The following is a 26,677-nucleotide window of genomic DNA, read 5'->3' as shown; positions in this document are numbered from 1 at the left end:
AATACGCGATTGAGTCGCACGATCCACCAGGCCACCCGCCCGTAGCTGCGGCGCAGCGCCGGTACGATACCCTCATCAATATCTTGCTGCCGATCCATGGTCGCTATCGCTAGCGTACATCCTTGAAGGAACGGTGTGATGAGATCACGCGCTGGGTGGCCCGCCGGTAGGAATTTGGCAACCATTCCGTCCCGATTCTCGGCAAAGGCCCCGTGGGCCGGATGCTACAAAACCCGCAGCTGTGACGTTCAGCACCTTTCCACGCAGGGGTGTCGATTGCTAAATTGCCCCCATCGGACGTCTCGGAAACGCTGAGGGTACGGTGTTTCGATTATTTCGACGCTGGAAGACGAGCAAGCTGGCGCTGGCTTGCCCGAGTTGCAAGGAAATCGCGTCGCCTCAACTGTTCCGGCGCGGACGATATTTGCATGGCGACACACCGCTTCGCTGCGAGCGCTGTGGCACGGTATCGCTGACGACGCTTTGGCGCTTCGAGGGTTTGGCTCATGGCCCCGCGGCTGCTGGCTGCGAGGGATCTAGACCCGCCTTCTCGCCTCAACAGCGCGCGACCTGAGCCGGCGGACGCCGGTAGTCTCCCGGATTGCACATGGACGGGCTCGCGGCGCAGCATTGCCAAGTCGGCTGCGGCTCGCATTTTGTTGATCGAATTTTCGAGAGGAAGCCGCGACTTACAGGAATTGGACGACGAGGGCTACGCCCATGCTTGCCGAGAAATTCATTCTGTTGCTCGAGACGTTGCTTAACGGCCAGACCCATTCCGACGGAAGCCCGCGTGTGGTGAGCACGTCGCCCCACATCCCGGTCAAGCTTCCGCGCGGAAGCCAAGGCAACGCTCAAGGCAACGCTCCTCGCTAAGCCTGCTGGCAGCAGGCCAGGTCGCCACAGCGCGCCAGAATTCTCGATCGCCCGCGCGACGGCGCGGACTCCCTGTTGCGGTACGCGTGAGCAACGTTGCCGGCGGTTGACCGCAGCGATCCGCGGAGCTCGTTGGCACGGCGGGCGCCGCGCCCGTGAACCGGCTCATAGTTGGCCAAGGCTGAGCCGCGCTACACCGCGTCGGCAACAACGCGGTGTCGCCATGCAGAGCAAGACCGATTTCGTGAGTATCGTTGTGGCCGTCTGCGTTGCTGCCTACGCAGCGATCATGCTTGCCTATCTTGCTCAATACGATCTCGGCCTCTCCACCGCGCAGACGCGTCATCTCTCGGTGCTGGCAGCGCTCGTCCTCGCGCTGCCGATCGTGGTGGATTTCCTGCGCGCAGGATCCGGCAACACCAGCTGACGCGGATATCGGCACGCCTGCTCGTGCAGATCTCGCCGCCCCAAGCTCACCCGCGCAACATACCGTTAGGCGAAACGGCGCGAATCAGCGTTACTTTGCAACTGATCACTTCGTGGGATTTGGCGGCATGACCCAGCCCGACGTCTTGGATCAGAAGATTTTGGATCAGAAGATTCTGGATCGGAATATTCGCGAGCTGCAGGAATGGCTGCGCAAGGCCTGGCAGCAGCTTGCGGACCCCTCGCTCACCGCCTTCTCCCGCCGCGAATTGCGCAACCAGATGAAGCAGTGCAGTGTCGATTTGCGCACGCAGCTGCAGGCTGTCGAACGGGCGCCGAGACAGCCTGCATCGCCTGCCAGAAAGTTCGCCAAACCGGAGCTGCGGATACTCGCGTAGAGCTTGATACCGTGATGCGGGCATCCACGAACCGCGCCTCCGATCGCCACGACAGCCCGCGCGCCAAATTGCCGCGATCTCCTGCTGCATGCGCGCCATACGCACGCTCTGCTTGTGCAGGGACGTCCGACAGGGCACAGCAAAGCCGCGCCGGTATGCCTATATAGGGCGTCGTGCAGCGGCCGACGCCGCCCAAGCTCAGGGACTCCCGTGTTATATCTGGAACTCGCGATCGTGGCGGTCTTGATCGTCGTCAACGGTCTGTTGTCGATGTCGGAACTCGCCATCGTCTCCTCCCGTCCGGCGCGCCTGGCGGCGCTGGTCGAACGCGGCGTCAGCGGTTCGCGCCGTGCGCTTGCGCTGGCCTCCAATCCCGGAAAATTCCTCTCCACCGTGCAGATCGGCATCACGCTGATCGGCGTGCTGTCGGGCGCCTTCTCGGGCGCAACCCTCGGCCAGCGCCTCTCGCAATGGCTGTTCGAGCTCGGACTGCCGGCAAACGTCGCCGACGCCGCCGGTGTCGGCATCGTCGTCGGCGTGATCACCTATGCCTCGCTGATCGTCGGCGAACTGGTGCCGAAACAGATCGCGCTGCGCGATCCGGAGTCGATCGCGGTCAAGGCTGCGCCGGCGATGACGGTGATGGCAAAACTGTCGCTGCCGGTGGTGTGGCTGCTCGACCGCTCCGGCAAGGCGTTGCTCTGGCTGCTCGGCCATCGCGAGGATGCGCAGGACCGCGTCAGCGAGGACGAAATCAAGACGCTGGTGGTGGAAGCCGAGAACGCCGGCGTGCTCGAGCCCGGCGAAAAGGAGATGATCGCCGGCGTGATGCGGCTCGGCGATCTGCCGGTCGGCGCCGTGATGACGCCGCGCCACGAGGTCAGCCTGATCGACCTCGCCGCTCCCGCGCCCGAGATCCTCGCAACGCTGCAGAAGAGCAGCCACTCGCGCTGCGTGGTGTTCGACGGCAACCGCGATCATGCGCTCGGCATCGTGCAGGCCAAGGACGTGCTCGACGTCTACCTCGCCGGCCAGGCGCCCGACATCCGCGCGCTGACGCGCGATGCGCCGATCATCCCGGAAACGGTGGACGCCCGCGACGTGGTCGCGATCCTGCGCGACTCCGCGGTGCATATCGGCCTCGTGCATGACGAATACGGCACCTTCCAGGGCGTCGTCACCAGCGCCGATATCCTTGAGGCCATCGTCGGCGCCTTCCATACCGAGGAAGGTCCGGCCGAGCCCGCTTATGTCAGGCGCGACGACGGCTCCTATCTGATCTCGGGCTGGATGCCCGCGCTCGAATTCAGCGAACTGCTCGGCATCGCGCTGCCCTCTCCGCGCCCCTACCAGACCGCGGCCGGCTTCCTGCTGCATGAATTCGGCGCCATCCCCGATGTCGGCGCCAAAACCACGGCGCAGGGCTGGGAATTCGAGATCGTCGACCTCGACGGCCGGCGCATCGACAAGGTTCTGGTGAGCAAGCAGCCGGCGGCCTGAGATTGCCACCCGGCCGGCTTGTTGATAACGGGCAGGACAGCAAAACAGGCCGCCGCGGTGTGCTATCGGCATAGCGGCAGCCCGAATAGACCCAGAATAACCCCCACGGAATTCATCCCATGCGCATTACCCTTGTCGGTTCCCGCCATTTCGGCGTGACGACCCTGAACATGCTGCGCGAGCATCACGTCACGCTCGTCAGGGTGGTCGTCCATGACGGCGAGGACCGGCTGGCGGCAGCGGCCAGGGCGGCCGGCATCGAGGTCGTCGTTCAGGCCGACCCCAAGCTGGTCACAGCCGCCGAGATCGCCCCGGGCACCGATCTGATCGTGACCGCCCACAGCCACGCCCGCGTCAGCAAGGAGGCGCTTGCCGTGGCCAAGCTTGGCGGTGTCGGGTACCACCCATCGCTGCTGCCCCGCCACCGCGGCATCGCGGCGGTGGAGTGGACCATCAAGGAAGGCGATCCGATCGCCGGCGGCAGCATCTATCACCTCGCCGACCGCATGGACGCGGGCGCAATCGCGGCGCAGGACTGGGTGTTCGTCAAGAAAGGCGAGACCGCCCGCGAACTGTGGGAGCGCGCGCTGGCGCCGCTCGGTCTGCGTCTGCTCGCCGAGGTCATCGACTACGGCAAGGTCAACGGCTCGCTGCCGGCCAAGCCGCAGGATGAGCAGTTTGCAACCAAGGCGCCAAACCTAAGCGGTACCAAGCACTAAGGAAATAAGGTACCTAAATACCTCATTTCGTGAGTCGCGTAGGCATATTTCTCGTTCCTGATCCGGAACCAGATTCACCATGATGTGTTTGAGTTCACAGGAACATTCTGGGGCTTCCGCGACGCAGCAAATTTTGAACACATTGTGACAGGATAAGCCGCGTCATCACACGAAATTACAGGGATTTGATTCATGCGTTCGATCCGCATTCGCGACCTGATTTTGGTCACTTCGGTCGCTTCGGCTGCTGCCCTCACCGCTGCTCCCGTGTCCGCGCAGCAGCCCTATGACGGCCTCTGGAGCGTCACAGTCGTCACGAAGACCGGTAGCTGCGAGCCGTCGTCCAGTTCGACGGTGAATGTCGTCGAAGGAAAGATCTCGGCGCAGGGTGCGGCGATCTCCGGCACCGTGGGCAGCGGGGGACTTGTGCGAGTCTCGATCAATGGTGCATATGCGAACGGACAACTCAGTGGCAACTCCGGATCGGGGAAGTGGAATGGGGCATCAGCTGGCGTACCGTGCAGCGGCCGATGGGAAGCGTCCCGTCAGTAAGATCACCAGCCTATCAAGTTTCTTCGCCAGCGCGCGGCGGCCAGCATTTGCAGCCGCCGCGTTTTTCGTGACTGCATTGGCCAGCACCGCAGGCCATGCGCAGTCCAGCCCGTTCGCCGGCATGGCTGGCACCTGGTCGGGCGGCGGCTCGGTCACGCTCGACGACGGCTCCAGCGAGCGGATTCGCTGCCGCGCGACCTATCGTGTCGGCGGCCCGAACATGACCATGAGCCTGACCTGCGCCAGCGACGCCTACAAGTTCAACCTGGCTGCCGACGTGCAGGCTGAAGGCAGCGCCGTCAGAGGCTCGTGGAGCGAGACCAGCCGCAATGTCAGCGGCGACCTGCGAGGTCGCGGCGGCGGCGGCAACTTCCAGGTCGTTGCCAGCGCTCCCGGCTTCAACGCCGACATCTCGATGCGCACCTCCGGCAACAAGCAGTCCGTCACCATCCGGGCCGACAGCCAGTTCCGCGGCGCCAACATCACGCTGTCGAAGTAATCGATCGCTCCGCCGACGAGATAAAGCCCTCGGGTCATCCCCGAGGGCTTTTTGCTGGCCGCGCAACAATGACGTCGCACGCGTCTCGGCGTTGCTAGAGCTTCGGTTCTGATTGGATCAGAACCGAAGCTCTAGATTCTTTTTTTGACGCGTTTTCTTCACGCGAACCGGCGTCCACTTCGCTCGAAAACGCTCTATGCGGCCGGCACGAACGCCGTGACCTCGATCTCGACCTTGGCGCGCTGATCGACCAGCCCGTCGATATAGAGCAGCGTGGACGGCGGGAAATTGCGCCCGAGCGTCTCCTTCCACGCCGCGCCGATGCCGGCGCCCGCGGCCTCGTATTCGCTGCGGCTGGTCAAGTACCAGGTCAGGCGGACGATGTGCTCGGGACCGGCGCCGGCTTCGCTCAACAGCTTGACGATGCGCTTGAGCGCCGTGCCGACCTGGGCTGCCATGTCGGGAACGTAGTCGCCCTTTTCGTCGCCGCCGGTCTGCCCCGCCAGCACGATCCATTTGCCCGGAGCGTCGAACGCGACACCGTGCGAGAAGCCGCGGGGTTTCGACCATTCGGCCGGTTGCAAGACACGCATGAGCAGAACCTCCTGATGTGATTGTCATTCCGGGATGGCTCGTAGAGCCAGACCCGGAATCTCGAGATTCCGGGTTCGCCCGTTTCACGTGCGCCCCGGAATGACAGCATGGTCGATGCTGCTTAGCAGAGATCACGTGGTCGACGCATCACCACGCCAGCAGAATTGCACGTTGCAAATTCGTATCGGCTCGCCGATACCGGGTACCCTCACCTCGTTTCCCGTCATGGATCGCACCCCCTCAAAAACCCGCGCAGCGCTGTGGATGTCCGGTTGGCTCGCGCTCATGCTGATCGTGGCGGTGGCCGGCCGCGAGGCGACGCGCGAGGTCAACGTGTTCCAGCTGATGGCGGTTCGCGGCGTGCTCGGCTTCGTGATGCTCTATCCGCTGATCCACATGAACGGCGGGTTCGCGATCGTGAAGACCGCACGCGTGCACGTCCACATCGCGCGCAACCTGGTTCATTTCTGCGCGCAGCTCGGCTGGTTCTATGCGCTGACACTGATCCCGATCGGCCAGGTGGTCGCGATCGAGTTCACGATGCCGATCTGGACCGCGATCCTGGCGGCAAGCTTTCTCGGCGAACGGATGACGTCCTGGAAGATCGTCGCGATCGTGCTTGGCCTGGTCGGCGTGTTCGTCATCGTGCGACCGGCGACCGGCGCGATCAATCCGGGCCAGCTGATCGCGCTCGCCGCGGCCGTCGGCTTCGGGATCTCGGTCGCGGTGGTCAAGTCGCTGACGCGGACCGAACAGACGCTGACGATCCTGTTCTGGATGCTGGTGGTGCAATCGCTCGCGAGCATCGGGCCCGCGCTCTATGTCTGGACCTGGCCGCCGCTCTCGACCTGGGGCTGGCTCGCTGCGATCGCGTTCTGCGGCACGTTCTCGCATTACTGCATGGCGCGCGCCCTGCTCCACGCGGACGCAACCGTGGTGATCCCGATGGATTTCATCCGCGTGCCGCTGACGGCAATCGTCGGCTGGCTGATCTACGCCGAGCAGCTCGATGCCTACACGGTGCTCGGCGCGGCCATGATCCTGGCCGGCAACCTCCTGAACCTGAAGCCGGGCGCAGCGGCGCTTGCGCGCGCACGGTGACACTCGCGGCCCGCCGCGCAGGCCGCCGCATAGCAACAAGTCCGGGGATCATCCCGGGCTTGCTTGTTTTGGAAGTGCGCTACTTCCCGGCGGCCTTGCGCAGCGCCGCGTTGATGCGGTCCTGCCAGCCGGGACCGCCCTCCTGGAAATATTGCAGCACGTCCTGATCGATCCGCAGCGTGACCTGCTCGCGGACGCCGGGGACGGCGACAGTCTTTGGCACCGCGTCCGCGGCCTTGGTGGTGGCGCGCTTGAACGCCGCCTCGGCCTCGCTGCGGGCATCGTTCAGGGTTCGCGGTCGCCTCGGCTGATCGGCCATATCCTGGATTCCTGTGTCTCAAATTCCTTCAAACAACGCCGTCGAGAGATAGCGCTCCGAGAACGACGGCACAATCGCCAGGATAGTCTTGCCCGCAGCCTCCGGCCGCTTGCCGATCTGCAAGGCGGCCGCGATCGCGGCCCCCGAGGAAATGCCGCCGGGGATTCCTTCGTTGCGCGCCAGCGCGCGCGAGGTCTCGATCGCGGTCGCGCTGTTGATCTTGACGATCTCGTCGATCACCGAGCGATCGAGGATGTCAGGGATGAAACCCGCGCCGATGCCCTGAATCTTGTGCGGCGTGTGCTGGCCGCCCGACAGCACCGGGCTCTCCTCCGGCTCCACTGCGACGATCCGCAAGGACGGCTTGCGGGGCTTCAGCACCTGCCCGACCCCGGTGATGGTGCCGCCGGTGCCAACGCCAGCGACGAAATAGTCGATGTCGCCGCCGGTATCATTCCAGATCTCCTCGGCGGTGGTGCGGCGATGGATTTCAGGATTGGCGAGGTTCTTGAATTGTTGCGGCATCACCGCGTTGGGCGTCGTGCGCACCAGTTCTTCCGCGGCAGCGATCGAGCCCTTCATGCCCTGCGCGGCCGGCGTCAGCACGATCTCGGCGCCGAGGAAGGCCAGCATGCGCCGCCGCTCGATCGACATCGATTCCGGCATCACGAGCTTCAGCCGATAGCCGCGCGACGCGGCGACATAGGCGAGCGCAATGCCGGTATTGCCTGAGGTCGGCTCGATCAGCACGGTGTCGGCGTTGATGATGCCCGCCTTCTCCATCGCCACGATCATCGCCGCGCCGATGCGGTCCTTCACGCTGGCCGCCGGATTGAAGTATTCCAGCTTGGCGAGGATCGTCGCGTGGACGCCACCCGCCTGCGGCAATCTGCGCAGGCGTACGATCGGGGTCGAGCCGATCGCATCGACGATGGAGTCGAAGACGCGGCCGCGTCCGGGTTGCACTGCACTCGTTGTCGACGGCGCGTCCATCAGGCGGCTCCTGTTGCGGGATATGCTGGAATATGCGGTCTTCTCTCATTAGAAGCAGCGCATCATGACGCGCAAGTGAGAAACCGCCGAGGCACAAATTCGTTGCATCGCAAAAATGAGAACCTGCGCAAATAACGTAAAACCTACGCATTTGTGTTGCGACAAGGTCAAACAAGTGCGTCTATATACTTTCGTCAGGTGCAGCTCAGAACGCAAAGGAGGTCACATGCCAGCTCTCGCTGAAGTTCTGTCGACCGCAGCGTCCAGGCCCGATCCGCGCGGCAGCGATTTGCCGACCTGTCCGGTGTGTGCGGACTCCATGATCGCGGCAGAAGCGTCCGCGTACCTCCAAGACAATTTGATCAGCTATCTCTGGACCTGCGACACCTGTGGTTACGGGTTCGTCACCAAGCACACGGTCAAACCGATCGTGTGCAACTGATCACACAGCTCACCTCGGAGCGATGTCCCCGCGCGCCCAACCGGCGCGCGTTTTCGTTCTGAACGTCTCAAATGTGCCGTTTGTGACCGCGTCACGGATGCCCTGCATCAGCTCCTGGTAATAGGCGACGTTGATTTCGGACAGCAGCATTGCCCCAAGCGTTTCGCCCGCACGCACCAGATGGTGCAGATAGGCGCGCGAATAGCTGCGTGCCGCCGGCCACGGGCTCTCTTCATCGAGCGGGCGCGGATCGTCGACGTGCCGGGCATTGCGCAGGTTGATCTGGCCGAAGCGGGTGAACGCCATGCCGTGGCGCCCGTTCCGTGTCGGCATCACACAGTCGAACATGTCGACGCCGCGCGCCACCGCCTCGAGAATGTCCTCCGGCGTGCCGACGCCCATCAGATAACGCGGCCGATCGGCCGACAGTGCCGGCGCGGTCTCCTCGATCATCGACAACATCACCGCCTGCGGCTCGCCGACCGCCAGCCCGCCGATCGCATAGCCGTGAAAGCCGATATCGGTGAGCCCGCGCGCGCTGGCGTGCCTGAGATCAGGGACATCGCCGCCCTGCACGATGCCGAACAGCATGTAGCCGTCAGGCGCCGCCTCGAATGCGCGCTTGGAGCGTTCGGCCCAGCGCAGCGACAGCTGCATCGCCCGCTCGATGTCGGCGCGCTCGGCGGGCAGCCGCACGCATTCGTCCATCTGCATCGCGATGTCGGAGCCGAGCAGAAGCTGCACCTCGATCGAGCGCTCCGGCGACAGCTCGACCTTGGCGCCATCGATATGCGAGCGGAAGGTCACGGCCTTCTCGGTCACCTTGCGCAGCTCCGAGAGCGACATGACCTGGAAGCCGCCGGAGTCCGTCAGCATCGGACCGCCCCAGCCGGTGAAGCGCTGCAGGCCGCCAAGCCCGGCGATCCGCTCGGCACCCGGCCGCAGCATCAGATGATAGGTGTTGCCGAGCACGATATCGGCGCCGGCATCGCGCACCTCGCGCCAATGCATGCCCTTCATCGCGCCGGCCGTGCCGACCGGCATGAACGCGGGCGTCCGCACCAGGCCATGCGGCGTGGTCAGGCGCCCGGTGCGGGCAGCGCCGTCGGTTGCCAATAGCTCGAACTGATTGGGAAGATTCATGCGGCTGCTTATTGCGTGTCACTGACGCCCGATCAACCCGTCGGATAACGCCTCTCGCCCGACTTCGTGAACGCCGGCACCCGGATCGACGCTTGCTTCGGGCCAGCCACCACGTTAAACAAAACGAAACCGTATCGTTTTATGTCGATAATGAGGCAACGGGCTTCCCGCCGTGCCCAATCCACGCAGAGACGTGACTGGCAGAGATGTTTTCACACCCTAGCGCCCGGCCTCGGGGCATCAGCCCTCGCACGACGGCTGCCGGCGCGATCCGGCATGCCGCTCTGCTGTGCGGCCTCGCCTTCGCGCTGGCGGCCTGCAGCTCGCTGCCGCGGACGCCCTACACGGCGGCCGACGCCGTCAATTCACGGGTGCTCGATCTCGACGGGCTGCGCCGCTACGCCGACGAGCCGGCGTCCAAGTTCCGGCTCGACAAGAGCGACGTCGCCCCGATCAAGACCTATCTCGCCCTCTCCGGCGGCGGGGCCGACGGCGCCTACGGCGTGGGTGTCCTCAACGGCTGGACCGCTTCCGGCAATCGCCCGGCCTTCTCGGTCGTCTCCGGCGTCAGCACCGGCGGACTCATTGCGCCCTTTGCGTTCCTTGGCCCGCGCTACGATGACACGCTGAAGGAGGTGTACACGTCAGGCATCGCGGAAAGCCTGCTGCAGGACCCGAGCCTGATGCGGGTGCTGTTCGGCTCCGGCCTGTTCGGCAACAAGCGGCTGCGCGAGCTGGTGGCGCGTTATGTCGGCCAGGACATCCTGAGCGAGGTGGCGCGCGAAGACGCCAAGGGCCGAAAGCTCCTGATCGTCACCACCGATCTCGACACCCAGCGCACGGTGATCTGGGACATGGGGCGGATCGCCACTGTGGGAACGCCCGAGGCGCTGCAGCTGTTTCGTGACGTGATGGCCGCCTCCGCCAGCATCCCGCTGGTGTTTCCGCCGATCATGATCGATGCCGAGGGCCAGGGAAAACGCTTCCAGGAGATGCATGTCGATGGCGGCGTGACGGCACCGGTGCTGACGCTGCCGGACGCACTCCTGTTCCGGGAGCGCAGCTGGCCGGCCAATAGCCGGATGAACATCTACATCCTGGTCAACAAGAAGCTCGAGGGAAACTTCGAGCTGGTGTCGAACTCCACGATCGACGTCGCCTCCCGCAGCATTTCGGCGATCACACAGGCGCAAACCCGCTCCGTGATCCTCTCGACCTATGATTTCGCCCAGCGCAACCGCCTCGGCTTCCATTTGTCCTATATCGAGCGCGATTATCCGGCGCCGGAGACGCAAGGCTTCGATACGGCCTATATGCGCGCGCTGTATCAGTACGGATACGAGAAGGCCGCCGCGGGGTACGCCTGGACCGCGACGCCGCCATGAGCGGCCCGCCTCCGGTACCACCGAATGGACGAATCCGTACCGCGCGGGTTATAGACCGGACAGACCCGTCCGACGCACAACGAGATGAATGGGCAATGGGATTGACCGCAACCAAGGCCAAGGGCGCCAAACAGCCGGCCAAACGCGGCGTGATCAAGTCACGCGGCGGCCGGCCGACCCGGGATGCCGCGATCGAGCGCGACCAGCGGCTGATCGAGGTTGCCACCCGCCTGTTCCTCGAGCGTGGCTTTGATGCGACGTCGATCGATGCGGTGGCCGAGGCCGCCCGCGTCAGCAAGCCCACCGTCTATGGACAGTATGGCGACAAGCGCGGCCTGTTCGCCGCGGTGCTCCGGCGCGAAATTGCCCGCTGGCTCGCTCCGCTCGCAGCTGCTGCGGCCGAAATGCAGGGCGACGGCAATTGCGATGGTTTGGTCGAGGAGCGGCTGATCGATCTCGGGCGCCAGCTGCTGGTGCTGAATTGCAGCGCGGACTCCATCGCCTTCAGCCGGATCCTGACCGCGCAGGCGATCAACTTCCCCGAGGTCGCCAAGCTTGCCGTCGACGAGGGCTGGTCGAAGGCCGTGTCCACGACGGCGGATTTCTTCGACCACCTGGTCGACAAGGGCGCCCTCGATCTCGAGGACACCACGATCGCGGCCGAGACCTTCCTCAACATGGTGGTCGGCCACACCCATCGGATGGCGACCTTCGGGATCCCGATCGACATGAAGACCGCCGAGACGCGGATGGAGGTCTCGATCCGGCTGTTCCTCGCCGGCGCCGTCGGGCCGCAGGATCGGCTGCGCGAGGCCACCAAGGAGGCGGCCAAAGAGGTAGCAAAGGGGCGCCGCCGGCCGGCCCGCTGACAGTTTTTATAGGATCGTTGCATCGTCTTACACGTTGCCGTGATGAGCCTTGAACGAAACAGAACGAAACCGTATTGTTTAGTTGCAACGAGGCGCAGAATCCGGATCAGCCCCCCAAGGGTTTTGGCGCCGACTTGTAACTTCGACCGTCACGACGGGGCTGCCGCCATCGCTCTGTCTGAACGTTCGGCGGCCGACCTCTGACTAACCGGGGTCGGCCGCACCTTTCTCGGCCCGCCCGGCCGCTGCAAGCGCGGGCAACGCGCAAAGTTCGATACAGGTTCGACGATGAGGACAGGACGATTGCGCGCATTGAGGTATTTGGCATTGGGAACGCGGCTGCTTGCAACCGCGCTGCTGGCCCTGCCCTTCGCGGCGCCGGCCCATGCGATCACGAGTTCGGCTGCCGCGGCCCTCACCCCGCGTGACAATGACAACGCGCTCGACGTGCATGCGGTTCGCCGCGAGCTCGACAGCTTCCAGGCCGCCCAGATCTCGTTGCGCAAGGCGATGGCGATTGCGGAAGCGCTGCACTCCGGTGCGATCACCGCCGACATCAGCTTTGACGGCGCATCGCTTCCCGCGGTCTACCGAGTAAAGACCATGCAGCAGGATCGCATCTGGCACCACGCCATCGACGCTGCGACCGGTGAAGTGGTGGGTGGCGAGGCCGCCTCGCCGCTGACGTCGCTGGGCGCTGAGGACCGCGGCAACCTCGTCGTGCTCAAGGCGCTCCGGCACCGTCTGTCGGATGCGGTGCGCGTCGCCGAACGCTCGACCTCGGGAAAGGCGATCAGCGGCGGCCTGATGCGCGAGCGCGGCAAGCTGAATTTCGTGATCGTGGTGCTCGCCGGCAGCGATCTGAAAGAGGTGATCCTTGAGCCGCCCGGCGCACGGCGACGGTGAGGCCTGCCAGATTTTCGCCCAAAAGCCGTTGACGGACGCCGATCTCTGCCGCATAAGTCCGAACCATGATCACCGCGACCAAACGCACCACCAAAACCACCAAGCCCTCCGGGGCCTCGGGAGGCGTGCGCGCGTAGTCGGTCGAACCGCATCATCTCTACCCGAAGCCCCGCCTGATGAAGGTCCGGGGCTTTTTGTTGTCTGCAGCACAGCCTGATCCGGAAAAGTGGAAACCGGTTTTCCGACAAGATCACGCTCAAACCCCGAATGGAGGACAAAGTGAGTAACGATCCCGTCGTCGCGATTGTCGGCGTCACCGGCGCAGTCGGCGCCGAATTCATCGCCACCATGGACAAGCGCGGCTTCCGCGTCGGCAAGCTGAAGGCGCTGGCGAGCGCCCGCTCGGCCGGCAAGACCGTCGCGTTCCGCGGCAAGCCGGTCGTGATCGAGGAGCTGACCGAGCGCGCCTTCGAGGGTGTCGACATCGCGCTGTTCTCGGCCGGCAGCGGCATCTCGAAGAAGTTCGCGCCGCTGGCAGTGAAGTCCGGTGCGGTCGTGGTCGACAATTCCTCGGCGTTCCGGATGGATCCGAACGTGCCGTTGGTGATCCCCGAGATCAATGCCAACCGCATCCGCGACCACAAGGGCATCATCGCCAACCCGAACTGCGCCGCCATCACCGCGCTGGTGCCGCTATGGCCGATCCACCAGAAGAACCGCATGAAGCGCGTGATCATCTCGACCTATCAGGCCGCGAGCGGCGCCGGTGCTGCTGCAATGGAAGAGCTCGTCGAATCGACCCGCGCCAGTCTCAACGGACAGGTCTACACGCCTAAGGTGATGCCGCACCCCTACGCCTTCAACCTGTTCAACCACAACACGGCTGTTGACCCCGAGACCGGCTACAACGACGAAGAGACCAAGGTCATCAAGGAGACCCGCAAGATCTTCGAGGACGACAAGATCGCGATCGGCGTGACCTGCGTGCGGGTGCCGGTGCTGCGCGCGCATTGCGAGGCGATCACCTTCGAATGCGAGAAGCCGATCACCGAGGACCAGGTCCGCGCAATCATGGCGCAGGCGCCGGGCGTCAAAATCGTCGACGATCGCGCCAAGAACTACTTCCCGATGCCGATCGACGCCTCCGGTCAGGACGACGTGCTGGTCGGCCGCATCCGCAAGGATCTGAGCGATCCTTCCGGCCACTCGATCTCGATGTTCGTCGCGGCCGATCAGCTGCTCAAGGGCGCCGCGCTGAACGCGGTGCAGATCGCCGAGCTCTTGCCCGAACGCGCGATGGCGTGAGCGATAATGGAGGGTGGGCAAGGCGCCAGCGCGATGCCCACCCTCAACCCGACAAGCAAGAGCAGGACGTATCATGCCAAGCACTCGGATCACGACCGGCATTTGGGCCCGCGGCATCGAGGCCTAGGTGATCGGAGCCGTCCAGGACGCCCTGCTCGCCGCGCTGAAAATCCCTGACTACGACCGCGATGTCGTGCTCGACCTCCATGATGACGCCGCCCGGATCGTTCCAACGGGCCGATCGGAGCGCTATACACGCATCGAGATTTTCCTGTTTTCCGGACGATCGCTGGAAGCCAAGAAAGCCCTCTACAGCGCCGTGGTGGCGAACCTCTCCGCCCTCGGAGTACCCGCGAATGAGATCAAGACCGTTCTGATCGAAGTTCCACCCGACAATTGGGGTTTGCGCGGAGGCTTGCCTGCGTCCGAAATTGACCTCGGGTTCAAGGTTGACGTCTGACAGCCATGCCCCAGTCGCATCGCAGCGCGGGTCGAGCGCAGCCGTAACCCACTCCGATGGCTTGCCGACGGAATCCTTCCCGACATGCATTCCTCATCCGAACAGCTCGAGATCAGAGACCTGCACGCTCATTCCGGGCGCGAGGAGTTGTTGCGACTGAACAACGCCAGTGCCAGTGAAACGTCCCTGCTCACGGCTGCGAGGTTCGGACAATTGATCGATGCCGCAACGATCGCGCTGTTCATTCCGCCGGCCGCCGCGATGCTGTTGGCGTTTGAGCACGGCGACAACTACGACGGCGCTCACTTCGGCTGGTTCCGCGGCCGGATGGAGCAATTCCTCTACGTCGATCGAATCGTCGTTGGGGCGGCGTGGCGGCGGCACGGACTGGCGCGCAAGCTCTACCGCGAGGTCTTCCGGCAGGCCGCACATCGCGGTCATCGCCGTGTCGTGTGCGAGGTCAACGTCCAGCCACCGAATCCGATATCAGACGCACTCCATCATTCGCTTGGCTTCGAGGAAGTCGGCCGGACCACCATCGACGGCGGCGCAAAAGCGGTCCGCTATCTCTGTGCGAGGCTCGAGCCTCGCACGTAAGCCCTCAATCGCGCGCACGAAGGCGCTATGCATCGCTCGCCTCGCTCGGGTATGCCGGCAGACCGCCACCGGATCAGAAGTGGACCAGGGTGCGCAGACCAAGAACCCAGGCGTTGTCGGTCTTCACGCCGGCGGCGTTGTATCCGCGTCCGCCGGGATGGATGACATACTGGGCGTCGAATTTGAGGTTCATCCAGCCGGTCGCCTGCCAGCCGTACCAGGCTTCGATCGGCACTTCGTTGCCGCCGGCATTCAGGGTGAGCGCCGCCGAGTTCACATGGGTCGTGCCCACCGCGAAGCCGACTTCGTCCTCGGGACGCGAGGCGAACGTTCCGGTGTGCCTGAAGCCCCAGGCGATCTGGTAGTCCTGGTACGACGTCCTGTGATCGGCGACGGTCGTATTGAGGAACGTGTACCAGCCCTGCGCCTTCGGACCCTCAACGGTCAACCGCTGCAGGATCGATTCATAGACGCCGTAGCGGCCGCGCTGATCGCCGAGATTCTGGTCGGGGACACCGCCGGTGCCCGGCGAGATCACGATGATGCCCGGGAGGCCGCCATCGATCGTCGATGCGCTGTCATACCAGCCGCCGAACCGCCAGGTCCCGTTCAACGGACCGCTCGGCGCCCAGACCAGTTCGACCGGCACCAGCACGCCAGAGGCGGGGCTCGAGCCGGGGACACCAGGCAGGAAGTAGGTCGCGGAATCCGACGTCGTCAGATAGTTCGGGTTGGCGTCGTAAACGCCGACGGACAGCTGGAATTCCTTGGCAAAGTTGTAGTGGACCACACCGGCCCATTGGCTCACCGGCCAGTTATAGATGTAGCCACCCTGGATGTTGCCGGGCTGCCCGCCGCAGAAGGTCAGGTTGATGAACTCGCACAGGCCGAAGAAGAAATCGGAGCCGACCGGAAGACGGCCGCCCTTGAGTTCGAGGCGATCATCGAAGAGCTTCTGCGAGTAGTACAGTTCGGTCAGGCGCAGGATGTTGCCGCGGCCGAACACTTCGTTGGTCAGCTGCAAGGCCGGAATGCCAGCCTCGTCATTCAGATTGCGGCCGAAGCGGTCGACCAGCGTGAGGCCGACCAGGCCGCCCTGGATGCCGGCCAGCTTCGCCATATCGAACTTGGCCTGGAAGAACAGCTGCCCGGCGTTGGCCCCCGTGTTCTTGTTGCCGCCCGATATGTTGGTCACGGCCTCGTCGCCCAGCGTCAGGGCCAGCGAGATGCCCTGCTCCTTCAGCTTCGTCCTGCCGAGATCCCCGAACAAATACGGCCGTGTCCAGAAATCATCGGCGGGATCAACGTAAGGCAGCGGCGGAGCTTTCGTCAGGAGATCGGCCGCGTGTGCGCCGCCACTCAACAACGATGACAAAGCAATCCCGACGCCGCACGCGCGTGCGACGCTCACAGGCCCACGAAACATTCTATCCTCCCACCGTCCCGGGCCTTGTCTGATTCCTGTCGCGTCCCCGCCCAAAGCCCTTAAGTCCGGAACGCGCTTGTTGTAGCGTTATTATTTTTCAATTTTAGATAGCAATTGCGCGCGCACTAAAACCCCTCAACACTGCGTTAGGGTCTGTCCGCGAGCCGGCGTAGCTGCGCGCGAGCGTCGTGCGATTCATCAATCTTGCGCATCGAACTCCTCCCCTTGTTCCTCTACTCAGGGAACCGCGACCATATTCCTGAGTCCGGTCGCGTTTTTTCTTATCGAGTTGTCATGCCTGGTCGCCCGTACTCGTCGGCAACACAGCCGCGCCGTGCGATGACGCGCTTTGCAGAATTGTGCTTTCCTTCGATCGCGGCGCGCTGCGGGTGAGGCCGGCCAGCGCCACCTTGCGCCGGCGTCGCGCCTGCAATTGCTGATCCGCCAGCACGCCGAGCAGAATGACCGTCCCCATCACCGCGAAGTTTAGCGAATTGGGGATGCCAAGGATGTTCACCAGATTCTGCAGCACCTGCAGCAGCGCCGTCCCCAGCACGATGCCGAGGATCGATCCCTCGCCGCCGCGCAGGCTGCACCCGCCGAGGACGGCAGCCGCGATCGCATAGAGCTCGTAGAAATTGCCGAACGAGCTCGGCGAGACCGAGTTGGTGTAGAACACGAACAGCACGGTGGAGATCCCGGCGAGCCCGCCGCTGATGATGTATGCCGTCGCAATCACGATATTGGTGCTGATGCCGGAGAAGCGCGCCGCTTCCTCGTTCTTGCCCACGGCGTAGAGCCAGCGCCCGTAGACCGAGCGGTGCAGCAGCACGCCGAGGATCAGCGCGAGGATGATCAGGAGGATGAAGGTGTTCGGGATGCCAGCGACGTTGCCGGAGGCGATGTCGCTTAGTGTCTTGGCTTCATCGCCGTAGCCGAAGCCGCGCGTCGAATCGCTGGTGTAGTAGCGCGCGACGCCGCGATAGATCAACAGCCCGCACAGCGTCACGATGAAGGGCTGCATTTTCAGCCGCGTGATCAGGAACCCCTGGATGCCGCCGAGCCCGAGCCCGCCCAGCAGCACCAGAAGCAGCGCCAGCGGCCAGTCGAGCTGATAGGTCGTCAGCAGGTCGACGAAGACGACGCCAAGCAGCGCGAACATCGAGCCGAGCGAAAGATCGATACCGCCGGTGATGATCACGAGCCCCTCGCCCAGCGCGAACACGCCGAACAGGCCGATCAGATTGGCCATGTTCAAGAGGTTCACCCATGACAGGAAGGCCGGATTGATCGCGCCCGTGATCGCGGAGATCACCGCCAGCAATATGAGCAGTCCGAGTTCTTTCTTCATCATGGCGCAGCGGCTTCCGTGGTTTCGAGTGCTTGACCGATCGCCAGCCGCAGCACGTTGTATTCGCTGAACTGCTCGCGCTCGAGCACGCCGCTGACGGCGCCTTCATGCATCACCGCCACGCGGTCGGAGACGCCGATCACCTCCTCCATGTCCGAGGAGATCATCACGATCGCGACGCCCTGGTCGGCAAGCTCGCGCATCAGCGTGTAGATCTCGCTCTTGGCACCGACATCGATGCCCCGGGTCGGCTCGTCGAAGAACATCACGCGCGGCTGCATAGATAGCCACTTGCCCAGCACGACTTTCTGCTGGTTGCCGCCGGAGAGCGTCACCGCCTCGATATCGACGCTCGGCGCCTTGATCGACAGTCTCCTCGCCTGCTGTTTCGCGACCTCGCGCTCGGCCGCGCCGCTGACCAGCCACATCCGCGCATATTTGCGCAGGTTCGCGAGCGTCACGTTCTCCCGGATCGGCAATTCCAGCACCAGCCCGGATTTCTTACGGTCCTCCGGCACCAAATAAATCCCCTGCCTGATCGCATCCTTCGGCGACCTGACACCGACCGGCGCGTTGTCGATCCTGATCTCGCCACCGAGCAGCGGGTCGATGCCGAACGCCGCGCGGGCGAGCGAGGTGCGGCCGGCGCCCACGAGCCCTGCCAGGCCGAGGATCTCGCCGCGCCGCACCGACAGATTGATCTCCTGGTCGGGATAGGCGCTGGTCACAACGCCGCTGATATCGCAGCCGCCCTGCTGCGGCGGCTGCTTCGGCGGCGTGTAGAGCGTGTTCAGGTCGCGGCCGATCATCAGCCGGATCATCGCGGCATGGCTGAGCTCGTGACGCGCCAGCTCGCCCACCGTGCGTCCGTCGCGCAGCACCGCAACGCGGTCGGCGCAGGTCATGATCTCGCACAGCCGATGCGAGATATAGATCACCGAGATGCCGTGCGCCTTCAGATCGGCAATCACCCCCAGCAGCCGTTCGGTCTCCGAGATCGTCAGGCTCGAGGTCGGCTCGTCCATGATGATCACGCGTGCGTCCATCGAGAGCGCCTTGGCGATCTCCACCATCTGCCGCTCGGCGATCGACAGGCTGTCGACCAGCGTGTCCGGCGCGAAATCGGCGCCGAGCCGCTTGAGCAGCGGCGCCACGCGGGCATGCATCTCGGCGTTGTCCACCAGCTTAAGCGGACCGCCGGTGAGCTTCTCGCGCCCGATGAAGACGTTGGCCGCGACGTCGAGATTCTCGAACAGGTTCAGCTCCTGATGCACGAAGGCGATGCCGCATCGCGTCGCCTCGCTCACCGTCATCCGGGCATGGTCGTTGCCGCCGATCCGGATCACACCCTCGCTCGGCGCGATCACGCCACCCAGCACGCGCATCAGCGTCGATTTGCCGGCGCCGTTCTCGCCGATCAGGCCCAGCACCTCGCCGCGGTAGACGCGCAGGCTGACATCGTCGAGGGCCCTGACACCGGGATAGGTCTTGCTGATGCCGGCGAGTTCAAGCAGCGTCTCCGCCATTCGTCGTTTCCTTCCGCACGACGCCCGGCAGCCAGTGGCGGCCGGGCGGTGAGACACACTGAAGTTACTTCTTCAGCAGTTCTTTCAGGTATGCGGTGAATTCCGCGACGTTGGACTTGCTGATCACCTTGGTCGGCACGATCAGCTTGCTGTCTTTCGGAATCCAGGACTTGTCGCCGTTCAGCGTCTTGATGATGTTGGTCGCGGAGAGATAGCCGAACTCGTACGGCTGCTGCACGACCGTGGATTCGATCGTGCCGTCGGAAATGCCCCGCAAGGTGCGCTGGTCCTCGTCGAAGCCGACGATCTTGACCTTGCCGGCCTTGCCCGCCGCCTTGACCGCGTCGTAGATCAGCGGCGTCTCGTAGCTCCACAGCCCGGACAACAGCGCGATGTCGGGATATTTGACGAGCACGTTTTCCATGTTCGCCTTGGCCTTGGCGAAGTCCACCTGGTCGGTGAAAACGTCGACCAGCTCGACCTTGGTGCCGGCGATCGATTCCTTGATGCCCTGCACGCGCTCGCGGGCGTTGTCGGCGTCCATCGTGCCGACGAACAGCGCGATCTTGCCGCCATTCGGCAGCGCCTTCTTGATCTCCTCGCCCGCCTGCCGCCCGGCCGCGACATTGTCGGTGCCGATATAGGCGACACGATTGCTCTGCGGCGCGTCGCTATCCGTCGTGATCAGCACGGTCTTGGCCGCAACCTTGTTGAGTTGTTCGGTTGCGTGCGGCGCATCGTCGACCGAGATCGAGATGCCGGCGACGCCGCGCACCAGGAGGTCGTCCAGCTCGCGCCGCTGGCCTGCCGCGGTGCCTTCGTTAGTGACGATCAGCTCGATGTTGTAGTCCGGGTGCTCCTTCTGCGCCTTCTCGAGCCCGCGGCCGGCAATGGTCCAGAAGTCGGCCGCCACATTTGTCACCAGCGCGATGGTCTTTTTCGACTCGGCCTGCGCCACGCCTGCGGCCATCGCGAGCGCGGCAGCACTCGCCAGCAGCGGCAAGACCAATTTCTTCATTGGGCTTCTCATATGTACCTCCCCTTGATCCCCCCGGTGTGAGGGGCGTCACGCATCGCGCTTGTTGCGCTTATTTTATTTACTTAGCGAAGAAACTAAGAAGGGAAAAACATGCAGTCAAGGATGTTTTGACCCTCATCTTCTAGCTTGAATAGTGCACAAGGTACGATGATAGTAGATATGGCCCGGTAGATCGCATCTGACTGTGCCTTTTCGATTACACTTGGCGCCGTGCGCGTTGATTAATTTCTCTAACAGAATTAAAGAAGCGAGATGATTGAGCAGACCGAGCCGTCGAAGCGTGTTTCAGCCGTCACCCGCGGATCGAATCGCGGACGTCTCGTGGAGGTCCTGCGACGTCAGGGGCCATTGCCGCGTGTCGAGCTCGCACGCAGCACGGGGCTGAGCTTCCCGGCCATTTCAGCCATCACCTCGAAACTGATCGCCGAAGAGGTGCTGCGCGAGGCCGAGACCGAGACGGTGTCCTGGCCTGACGACAGCGACGACGAGGATGCCGACGGGCTGACACTCCGCCGCCGTGGCCGGCCGGCGGTGCTGCTGACCCTGAATCCGGAGTTCGGTCGCGTCGTCGCGGTCTCGCTGCGCATGAACATGATTGAGACGCTGATCGCGGATTTCTCAGGCTCCGCCGTGGCGCAATCCCGGCTTGAGCTCCCGACACGCGCGCTCGATGCGAGCGCGCTGCGCACCCTCGTCGTCGCGCAGATCGATGCGATGCTCGATGCAACCGCCACGCCGCGCCATCGGCTGTTGGGAATCGGGATCGCGTTGCAAGGCATCGTGAACGCAGATACGGGCCGGCAGCTGTGGAGCCCGGCGCTGTCGGCCACCGACGTCGATCTGGCGAAGCCGATCCGCGAGGCGTTCGGCATCGAGCCGGTGATGGCGAACGACGCGGTCGCCGTTGCGCTGGCGCTGACCGCCGCGGAGCCGGCGCTGGCGCAGGGCCTTTCGGCCACCATCGTGGTCGGCCACGGCGTCGGCATGGGCGTCGTCCTCGACGGTGAAGCCCGCTGGGGCGCCGACGCCGGCAGCGAGATCGGCCATGTCAAGCTGGCGCCGGACGGTCCGCAATGCCGCTGCGGCCAGCGCGGCTGCATCGAGGCCTATCTCGCCGACTATGCGCTCTATCGCGACGCGCGCACCTTTCTCGACCTGCCGCCGGCGGCGTCGCAGCAGCCGTCCGAGCCGCAGATGGCGCTGCTGCGCGAGCGCGCACAGGGCGGCGATCCGCGCCTCGAGCATCTATTCCAGGCGGCAGGCCGTTCGCTTGCCGAGGCGGTCGCCGCAACGATCTCGGTGCTGCGCCCGCATCACGTCATTCTCGCGGGCCCCGGCCTGCAGGCCTTCGAGATGATGCGCCACGCCTATGAGGAGCGGCTCGAGCAGGCGGTGCTGCCGTGGCTGCTCAAGTCCACCGCGATCTATGTGCGCCCGAGCGAATCCGCGGCCATTGTCGACGGCATGGTGCGGCGGACGCTGCGAGTCGTGGATCGAAACCGCATGGAAACTGCCGAGTGATTATCGCAAGCTGCGGCGCCTTTCAGCCGCAGCAACGCAACAGACGCCGTTCAGGCGCAAAACCGAGAGAATGCCAATGCATGGCGCGATCTATCCAAGCCTCAAGGACCGAACCGTACTGGTGACCGGCGGCGGTTCCGGCATCGGCGAGGCCATCGTCCGCCAATTCGTCGCCCAGGGCGCACGGGTCGGCTTCATCGACATCGATGCGACGGCCTCGAACCAGCTGCTGTCCAGCCTGCCGGCACAGGCCCGCGTGCACTTCGCGCACGGCGATTTGCGCGACATCGGCGCGCTGCGCCGCGCGGTCGCCGCTATCCGCGAGGTGCTCGGGCCGATCACCATCCTGGTCAACAACGCGGCGCGCGACGACCGTCACGCGATCGAGGACGTCACACCCGAATTCTGGGACGAGCGGATCGCCGTCAACCTGAAGCATCAGTTCTTCAGCGCCCAGGCGATCGCGCCTGACATGAAACAGGCCGGCGGCGGTGCGATCGTCAACATCGGCTCGGTGAGCTGGGTGATCGGCCAGGGCAACATGCCCTGCTACACCACGGCCAAATCGGCGATTCAGGGCCTGACCCGCGCGCTCGCTCGCGATCTCGGACCGCACAATGTGCGGGTCAATTCGATCCTTCCCGGATGGATCATGACGCAACGGCAGCAGGAGATGTGGTTGACGCCGGAAGGCGTGACCGAGCTCATGGAGCGCCAATGCCTCAAGCGCAAGCTGGTGCCTGACGACATCGCGCGCGTCGTGCTGTTCTTCGCCGCCGACGACAGCGGCGCCTGCACCAATCAGAACTACATCGTCGACGGCGGCTGGGTCTGACCGCGGCCGCTGCCGGCCGATTCAACGGCGCACAAGCAATCGACTTCCGCTGCCGATCGGCGCGCTAGTCCCGCGCGCGAAACAGCAGGCAGGCATCGCCGTATGAATAAAACCGGTAGCCGTCCCTGATCGCGTGCGCGTAGGCGCGCTGCATCGTCTCGAGGCCTGAGAAGGCCGAGACCAGCATGAACAGCGTCGAGCGCGGCAGATGGAAGTTTGTCAGCAGGATATCGACCGCGCGGAAGCGGTAGCCCGGCGTGATGAAGATCGAGGTTTCCGCCGCAAACGGCTGGATCGTGCCGTCGGCATTGGCAGCGCTTTCGAGAAGCCGCAGCGATGTGGTGCCGATCGCGATGACCCGGCCGCCTCTGGCGCGCGCAGCGTTCAGCGCGGCGGCGGTCTCGGCGGTGATGCAGCCCCATTCGGCATGCATCTTGTGCTCGGCGGTTTCGTCCACCTTGACCGGCAGGAACGTCCCTGCCCCGACATGCAATGTCAGCCGATGCAGCTCGATGCCGCGATCGCGCAACGCGGCCTGCAGCGCCGGCGTGAAGTGCAGCCCCGCCGTCGGCGCTGCGACCGCGCCTTCATTGGCGGCGAACATGGTCTGGTAGTCGCTGACGTCCTGGTCGTCGGGCGTGCGCTTGGAGGCGATGTAGGGCGGCAGCGGCGTGACGCCGACATCTGCAATGGCCTGGTCGAGCGCGGGGCCATGGAACGAGAATGACAGCGTCACCTCGCCCTCCTGCCCCTTGGCCTCGACCGTCGCATCGAGATGGCCGAGCAGGCAGACCTTGCCCTCATTGCCGAAGCGGATGGTGTCGCCGGGGCTGAGCTTCTTCGCCGGCTTCACCAGCGCCTGCCAGCGCGAGCCATCGAGCCGCTTGATCAGCGTCGCCTCGATTTTCGGCTCGGTCTCGCGTCCGATGCGGCGGCCCTTGAGCTGGGCCGCGATCACCTTGGTGTCGTTGACGACGATCTGATCGCCCGGCTCCAGCCAATGCGGCAGGTCGGCGATGGTCGCGTCGCGCAGCACGCCGTCGGGATGCACCACCAGCATCCGCGCGGCATCACGCGGGCTCGCGGGGCGGAGCGCGATGCTGTCAGGCGGGAGCTCGAAGTCGAAGAGATCGGTGCGCATTGTCTCGCGGCGCCTCATCGGGCGTCATTCCGGGGCACGCGAAGCGTGAACCCGGAATCTCGAGATTCCCGATGGCCGCGCAAGACGCGGCCTCCGGAATGACGGAGTGTCTTAGGTCAAGCCGCGTCGGCGGCCATCCGCGCCTTGACGATCTTGTCCGGATCCTTCACCGGCTCGCCGCGCTTGATCTTGTCGACATTCTCCATGCCCTCGGTGACCTTGCCCCAGACCGTGTACTGGCCGTTGAGGAAGGAGGCGTCGTCGAAGCAGATGAAGAACTGGCTGTCGCCGGAATCCGGATTGGCGGCGCGGGCCATCGAGGCGGTGCCGCGGACATGCGGCTCCTTGTTGAATTCGGCCTTCAGCTTCTTGCCGGAGCCGCCCATGCCGGTGCCCTGCGGACAGCCGGTCTGCGCCATGAAGCCGTCGATCACGCGGTGGAACACGATGCCGTCGTAGAAGCCTTCGCGCACCAGTTCCTTGATCCGCGCGACATGGCCCGGCGCGAGATCCGGGCGCATCTCGATCGTGACCGGGCCCTGCGTGGTTTCGAGGATCAGAGTATTTTCGGTAGCAGCCATGCTCGCTTCTCCTGGCTTCGGGGTGGATACTTCTTGTTCCTGAACGGGATCGCGAACGGACGGCCAGCCACCGCGCCGCCCAGACTCTCGGTAAATGGCAACGGCGTGCAGCGTTGCAACGCCTCCATCACCGCGACCCGGTATGCGATCCGGTCATTGTCGGTCGCTTCCTGCGATTCATAGCTGATCCTCGGATGTCCGAGGATCGCGCCCTCGCGGTTGAAGCTGACAATGACGGTAATGTCGATCGGGCCGGCCTTGTCTGCCGGTGGCGGCCGCCAGCAGCGGTGGATGGCCAGCACCACATCCTTGATCGTATTGAGTTGCTCCGGCTCGGCCGCCATCGATGGGGTCAGCGCGAGCCACACCGCGAGCGGCGCGGCGAACCAGGCAAGTGGTCTGCTGCGCGCCGCCATCGCGGATCACTTCACGTCGGATGCGACCTGCACCTTCACCATCTTGTCGGGATCGGTGACGCTGCCGCTGGGCGAGCCCGCAGGCGCCTTCTTCAGCTTGTCGACCACGTCCATGCCCGACACCACCTCGCCGATCACGGTGTACTGGCCGTTGAGGCTCGAGCCGTCGGCGAACATGATGAAGAACTGCGAATTGGCGCTGTCGACGCTATCGCCGCGCCGGGCCATGCCGACGATGCCGCGCTTGAACGGAACCTGCGAGAACTCCTGCTTCAGGTTCGGATATTTCGAGCCGCCGGTGCCGTTGAAATTCTGGCCGTCGCCGGTCTGCGCCATGAAGCCGTCCATCACCCGATGGAACGGCACGTTGTCGTAGAAGCCCTCGCGCGCGAGCTGCTTGATGCGCTCGGCATGCTTCGGCGCGATGTCGGTGCGCAGCTTGATGACGATGCGGCCCTTGGTGGTGTCGATCACGATCGCATTGGCCTTGTCGAGACCGGCGGGCAGCGGTTGCGCGACCGCGGGCACGACGCAAAGCAGCGCGGCAACGAATGCAAGAATGCGGATCATGGAAACTCCGGATCTCTGGACGTTCGGGATGTGGCAGGCAGCCGGGGTCAGCCGGCGAACTTGGCCTTCAGGCTAGCGGCGACCGATGACGGTACGAATGCAGAGAAGTCGCCGCCCATCTGGGCGATTTGGCGCACCAGTGTGGCGGTGATCGGGCGGACCGCGACCGACGCCGGAACGAACACGGTATGCACCTCGGGCGCCATCGCCTCGTTCATGCCGGCGAGTTGCATCTCGTAGTCGAGATCGGTGCCGTCGCGCAGGCCGCGAATCATGATGGTCGCGCCGAGCTTGCGCGCCGCCGTCACCGTCAAATTGTCATAGGTGGTGCAATCCAAGGCACAGCCCGCTTGCTGGGCGATCGGGCCGCACAGCTCGCGGAGCATGTCCAGCCGTTCCTCGGTCGTGAACAGCGGCTTTTTACCGGCGTTGATGGCGACGGCAACCACCAGGCGGTCGCACAGGCCGACGGCCTGTCGGACCACGTCCAGATGGCCGTTGGTCACGGGATCGAAGGAACCAGGATAGATCGCGATACGGGGCATAGCCCCTCCTAACCCGCCCCGCTCGCCCCGGCAAGCGGCCTTGGTTCCATCGATACCCACAGAACATTTTGTCGCTCGTCCAGTGAACGAGTCCTGGGATGCCAGCGTCTACGTGGGTGAATGTTTCGTCGGCCGCTGGCGGACGAAACAAAGCCGGCCCCCGACGAAACCATTTCCCGCGGTGGCGAAGACACCAGGAAACGTGCGGCCGGTAGAGATTGCACAACGAAACGACGGGCCCGGGGGGCTCGTTCACATGGGGACCGTCATGATCAAGGCATTTTCCGCCATCGCTGTTGCCGCGTTCATCGCCGCCGCGCTCACCATTCTGCCGGGCTTTGCTCCGCAGGTCGAAGCCTCCACTCCGCGGCCGCTCGCCAAGGCCGATCGTCTCGATATCCATCTGGTCGGCAAGGACTGTTCGCAGCAGGCCTGGCCGAATTTCGAGGCCTCCTGCCTGCGCTCCGCCGGCACCAAGACGGTGGTTCGCGAAGCCCGCCTCGTCACCGCCGACCGCACCCCGTAGTTCGTTTCCAAGCAAAGCAGACACCGCTCCGACGTCACCGGAACGGACAGCCCTCGTCAGCCTCAGGCCGTCACACAAATCCCAATGGTAATTTGCGGCGTCCCGTCGCAGACTAT

The 26,677-nt window shown here is 64.4% G+C and carries 30 protein-coding genes; 17 read left to right on the top strand and 13 right to left on the bottom strand.

From position 1 onward, the window contains the following. Positions 1-1,099: 1,099 nt before the first annotated feature. From WDM24_RS19815 to WDM24_RS19790, 6 genes are all read left to right on the top strand, one after another. Positions 1,100-1,303 carry a hypothetical protein gene (locus tag WDM24_RS19815; protein ID WP_338832166.1) on the top strand — a complete coding sequence of 68 codons (204 nt, stop codon included), beginning with the start codon at positions 1,100-1,102 and terminating at the stop codon, positions 1,301-1,303. Between the two features lie 127 nt (positions 1,304-1,430). Continuing rightward, a complete protein-coding gene (locus WDM24_RS19810) occupies positions 1,431-1,700 on the top strand; it encodes a hypothetical protein (protein WP_338832165.1) in 270 nt (89 codons plus the stop codon). Positions 1,701-1,910: 210 nt separating this feature from the next. Beyond that, the gene (locus WDM24_RS19805; protein ID WP_166295706.1) at positions 1,911-3,200 is read left to right on the top strand and encodes a hemolysin family protein; all 1,290 of its coding nucleotides are present in this window, start codon (positions 1,911-1,913) and stop codon (positions 3,198-3,200) included. A gap of 119 nt (positions 3,201-3,319) precedes the next feature. Continuing rightward, complete coding sequence (locus tag WDM24_RS19800; protein WP_029082622.1) at positions 3,320-3,919, top strand: formyltransferase family protein; 600 nt, start codon at positions 3,320-3,322, stop codon at positions 3,917-3,919. A gap of 192 nt (positions 3,920-4,111) precedes the next feature. After that, a complete protein-coding gene (locus WDM24_RS19795; RefSeq protein WP_084518554.1) occupies positions 4,112-4,471 on the top strand; it encodes a hypothetical protein in 360 nt (119 codons plus the stop codon). Positions 4,472-4,592: 121 nt separating this feature from the next. After that, the gene (locus tag WDM24_RS19790) at positions 4,593-4,970 is read left to right on the top strand and encodes a hypothetical protein (RefSeq protein ID WP_414645764.1); all 378 of its coding nucleotides are present in this window, start codon (positions 4,593-4,595) and stop codon (positions 4,968-4,970) included. A gap of 194 nt (positions 4,971-5,164) precedes the next feature. Here the strand turns inward: WDM24_RS19790 and WDM24_RS19785 are convergent, their stop codons facing one another. Further along, a complete protein-coding gene (locus WDM24_RS19785; RefSeq protein ID WP_338832164.1) occupies positions 5,165-5,563 on the bottom strand; it encodes a RidA family protein in 399 nt (132 codons plus the stop codon). Positions 5,564-5,789: 226 nt separating this feature from the next. Here WDM24_RS19785 and WDM24_RS19780 point away from each other — a divergent pair, with 226 nt between their 5' ends. Beyond that, entirely contained in the window at positions 5,790-6,665 is an 876-nt protein-coding gene (locus WDM24_RS19780) for a DMT family transporter (protein WP_166295718.1), read from the top strand. Positions 6,666-6,744: 79 nt separating this feature from the next. On the opposite strand, the gene WDM24_RS19775 is transcribed toward WDM24_RS19780, so the two are convergent. Together WDM24_RS19775 and cysK are read right to left on the bottom strand one after the other, a co-directional pair. Next, on the bottom strand, positions 6,745-6,984 hold the full coding sequence (locus tag WDM24_RS19775) for a BrnA antitoxin family protein (RefSeq protein ID WP_338832163.1): 240 nt from the start codon (positions 6,982-6,984) through the stop codon (positions 6,745-6,747). 18 nt (positions 6,985-7,002) lie between these two features. Beyond that, a complete protein-coding gene (cysK, locus tag WDM24_RS19770) occupies positions 7,003-7,977 on the bottom strand; it encodes a cysteine synthase A (protein ID WP_166295720.1) in 975 nt (324 codons plus the stop codon). Positions 7,978-8,203: 226 nt separating this feature from the next. On the opposite strand from cysK, the gene WDM24_RS19765 reads away from it, so the two are divergent. Then, a complete protein-coding gene (locus WDM24_RS19765; RefSeq protein WP_029082628.1) occupies positions 8,204-8,419 on the top strand; it encodes a hypothetical protein in 216 nt (71 codons plus the stop codon). A gap of 9 nt (positions 8,420-8,428) precedes the next feature. Here the strand turns inward: WDM24_RS19765 and tgt are convergent, their stop codons facing one another. After that, positions 8,429-9,562, bottom strand: coding sequence for a tRNA guanosine(34) transglycosylase Tgt (gene tgt, locus WDM24_RS19760; protein ID WP_166295723.1), 1,134 nt, complete (start codon positions 9,560-9,562; stop codon positions 8,429-8,431). Positions 9,563-9,768: 206 nt separating this feature from the next. Between tgt and WDM24_RS19755 the strand changes: the two genes are divergently transcribed. The 6 genes from WDM24_RS19755 (at position 9,769) to WDM24_RS19730 (ending at position 15,084) form a co-directional block, all read left to right on the top strand. Continuing rightward, entirely contained in the window at positions 9,769-10,947 is a 1,179-nt protein-coding gene (locus WDM24_RS19755; RefSeq protein WP_338832162.1) for a patatin-like phospholipase family protein, read from the top strand. 95 nt (positions 10,948-11,042) lie between these two features. Continuing rightward, positions 11,043-11,816, top strand: coding sequence for a TetR/AcrR family transcriptional regulator (locus WDM24_RS19750; RefSeq protein ID WP_338832161.1), 774 nt, complete (start codon positions 11,043-11,045; stop codon positions 11,814-11,816). A gap of 303 nt (positions 11,817-12,119) precedes the next feature. Continuing rightward, positions 12,120-12,722 (top strand): PepSY domain-containing protein, encoded by a 603-nt coding sequence (locus tag WDM24_RS19745; RefSeq protein WP_338700949.1) that lies wholly within the window; start codon positions 12,120-12,122, stop codon positions 12,720-12,722. Between the two features lie 267 nt (positions 12,723-12,989). Then, the gene (locus tag WDM24_RS19740) at positions 12,990-14,027 is read left to right on the top strand and encodes an aspartate-semialdehyde dehydrogenase (RefSeq protein ID WP_338832159.1); all 1,038 of its coding nucleotides are present in this window, start codon (positions 12,990-12,992) and stop codon (positions 14,025-14,027) included. A gap of 127 nt (positions 14,028-14,154) precedes the next feature. Further along, a complete protein-coding gene (locus WDM24_RS19735; RefSeq protein ID WP_338832158.1) occupies positions 14,155-14,487 on the top strand; it encodes a tautomerase family protein in 333 nt (110 codons plus the stop codon). An 84-nt stretch (positions 14,488-14,571) separates the two neighbouring features. After that, entirely contained in the window at positions 14,572-15,084 is a 513-nt protein-coding gene (locus WDM24_RS19730) for a GNAT family N-acetyltransferase (protein WP_338832157.1), read from the top strand. 73 nt (positions 15,085-15,157) lie between these two features. Here WDM24_RS19730 and WDM24_RS19725 read toward each other — a convergent pair whose 3' ends face one another. From WDM24_RS19725 to WDM24_RS19710, 4 genes are all read right to left on the bottom strand, one after another. Continuing rightward, positions 15,158-16,510, bottom strand: coding sequence for a carbohydrate porin (locus WDM24_RS19725; RefSeq protein WP_338832156.1), 1,353 nt, complete (start codon positions 16,508-16,510; stop codon positions 15,158-15,160). Positions 16,511-16,802: 292 nt separating this feature from the next. Continuing rightward, a complete protein-coding gene (locus WDM24_RS19720) occupies positions 16,803-17,864 on the bottom strand; it encodes an ABC transporter permease (RefSeq protein ID WP_029082637.1) in 1,062 nt (353 codons plus the stop codon). Beyond that, positions 17,861-19,387 carry a sugar ABC transporter ATP-binding protein gene (locus WDM24_RS19715; RefSeq protein WP_338832155.1) on the bottom strand — a complete coding sequence of 509 codons (1,527 nt, stop codon included), beginning with the start codon at positions 19,385-19,387 and terminating at the stop codon, positions 17,861-17,863. Before WDM24_RS19715 ends, WDM24_RS19720 begins: the two co-directional genes overlap by 4 nt. 64 nt (positions 19,388-19,451) lie before the next feature. After that, positions 19,452-20,417: a sugar-binding protein gene (locus tag WDM24_RS19710; RefSeq protein ID WP_338832154.1), complete on the bottom strand. Its 966-nt coding sequence runs from the start codon at positions 20,415-20,417 to the stop codon at positions 19,452-19,454. Positions 20,418-20,678: 261 nt separating this feature from the next. On the opposite strand from WDM24_RS19710, the gene WDM24_RS19705 reads away from it, so the two are divergent. Further along, positions 20,679-21,947, top strand: coding sequence for an ROK family protein (locus WDM24_RS19705; RefSeq protein ID WP_338832153.1), 1,269 nt, complete (start codon positions 20,679-20,681; stop codon positions 21,945-21,947). Between the two features lie 76 nt (positions 21,948-22,023). Then, the gene (locus tag WDM24_RS19700; protein WP_338832152.1) at positions 22,024-22,782 is read left to right on the top strand and encodes an SDR family oxidoreductase; all 759 of its coding nucleotides are present in this window, start codon (positions 22,024-22,026) and stop codon (positions 22,780-22,782) included. A gap of 64 nt (positions 22,783-22,846) precedes the next feature. Here the strand turns inward: WDM24_RS19700 and queA are convergent, their stop codons facing one another. The 5 genes from queA to coaD all read right to left on the bottom strand — a co-directional run bounded on the left by queA (position 22,847) and on the right by coaD (position 26,035). Continuing rightward, on the bottom strand, positions 22,847-23,923 hold the full coding sequence (queA, locus tag WDM24_RS19695; protein WP_338832151.1) for a tRNA preQ1(34) S-adenosylmethionine ribosyltransferase-isomerase QueA: 1,077 nt from the start codon (positions 23,921-23,923) through the stop codon (positions 22,847-22,849). A gap of 116 nt (positions 23,924-24,039) precedes the next feature. After that, positions 24,040-24,504, bottom strand: a complete 465-nt coding sequence (locus WDM24_RS19690; protein WP_016846097.1) for a peptidylprolyl isomerase — start codon at positions 24,502-24,504, stop codon at positions 24,040-24,042. After that, positions 24,480-24,920 (bottom strand): hypothetical protein, encoded by a 441-nt coding sequence (locus WDM24_RS19685; protein WP_338832150.1) that lies wholly within the window; start codon positions 24,918-24,920, stop codon positions 24,480-24,482. The genes WDM24_RS19690 and WDM24_RS19685 overlap by 25 nt, the downstream gene beginning before the upstream one ends. A gap of 6 nt (positions 24,921-24,926) precedes the next feature. Continuing rightward, a complete protein-coding gene (locus tag WDM24_RS19680) occupies positions 24,927-25,490 on the bottom strand; it encodes a peptidylprolyl isomerase (RefSeq protein ID WP_338700941.1) in 564 nt (187 codons plus the stop codon). Positions 25,491-25,537: 47 nt separating this feature from the next. After that, positions 25,538-26,035 (bottom strand): pantetheine-phosphate adenylyltransferase, encoded by a 498-nt coding sequence (gene coaD, locus WDM24_RS19675; RefSeq protein ID WP_166295742.1) that lies wholly within the window; start codon positions 26,033-26,035, stop codon positions 25,538-25,540. 268 nt (positions 26,036-26,303) lie between these two features. On the opposite strand from coaD, the gene WDM24_RS19670 reads away from it, so the two are divergent. Continuing rightward, positions 26,304-26,561 carry a hypothetical protein gene (locus WDM24_RS19670; RefSeq protein ID WP_166295745.1) on the top strand — a complete coding sequence of 86 codons (258 nt, stop codon included), beginning with the start codon at positions 26,304-26,306 and terminating at the stop codon, positions 26,559-26,561. Positions 26,562-26,677: the final 116 nt, after the last annotated feature.

Origin of the sequence: Bradyrhizobium sp. 27S5 (assembly GCF_037217225.1) — a bacterium.
GTDB classification, from domain to species: Bacteria; Pseudomonadota; Alphaproteobacteria; order Rhizobiales; family Xanthobacteraceae; genus Bradyrhizobium; species Bradyrhizobium septentrionale.
Note: the sequence above shows the minus strand (reverse complement) of the source record. Positions and strands in the feature narration are given on the sequence as shown.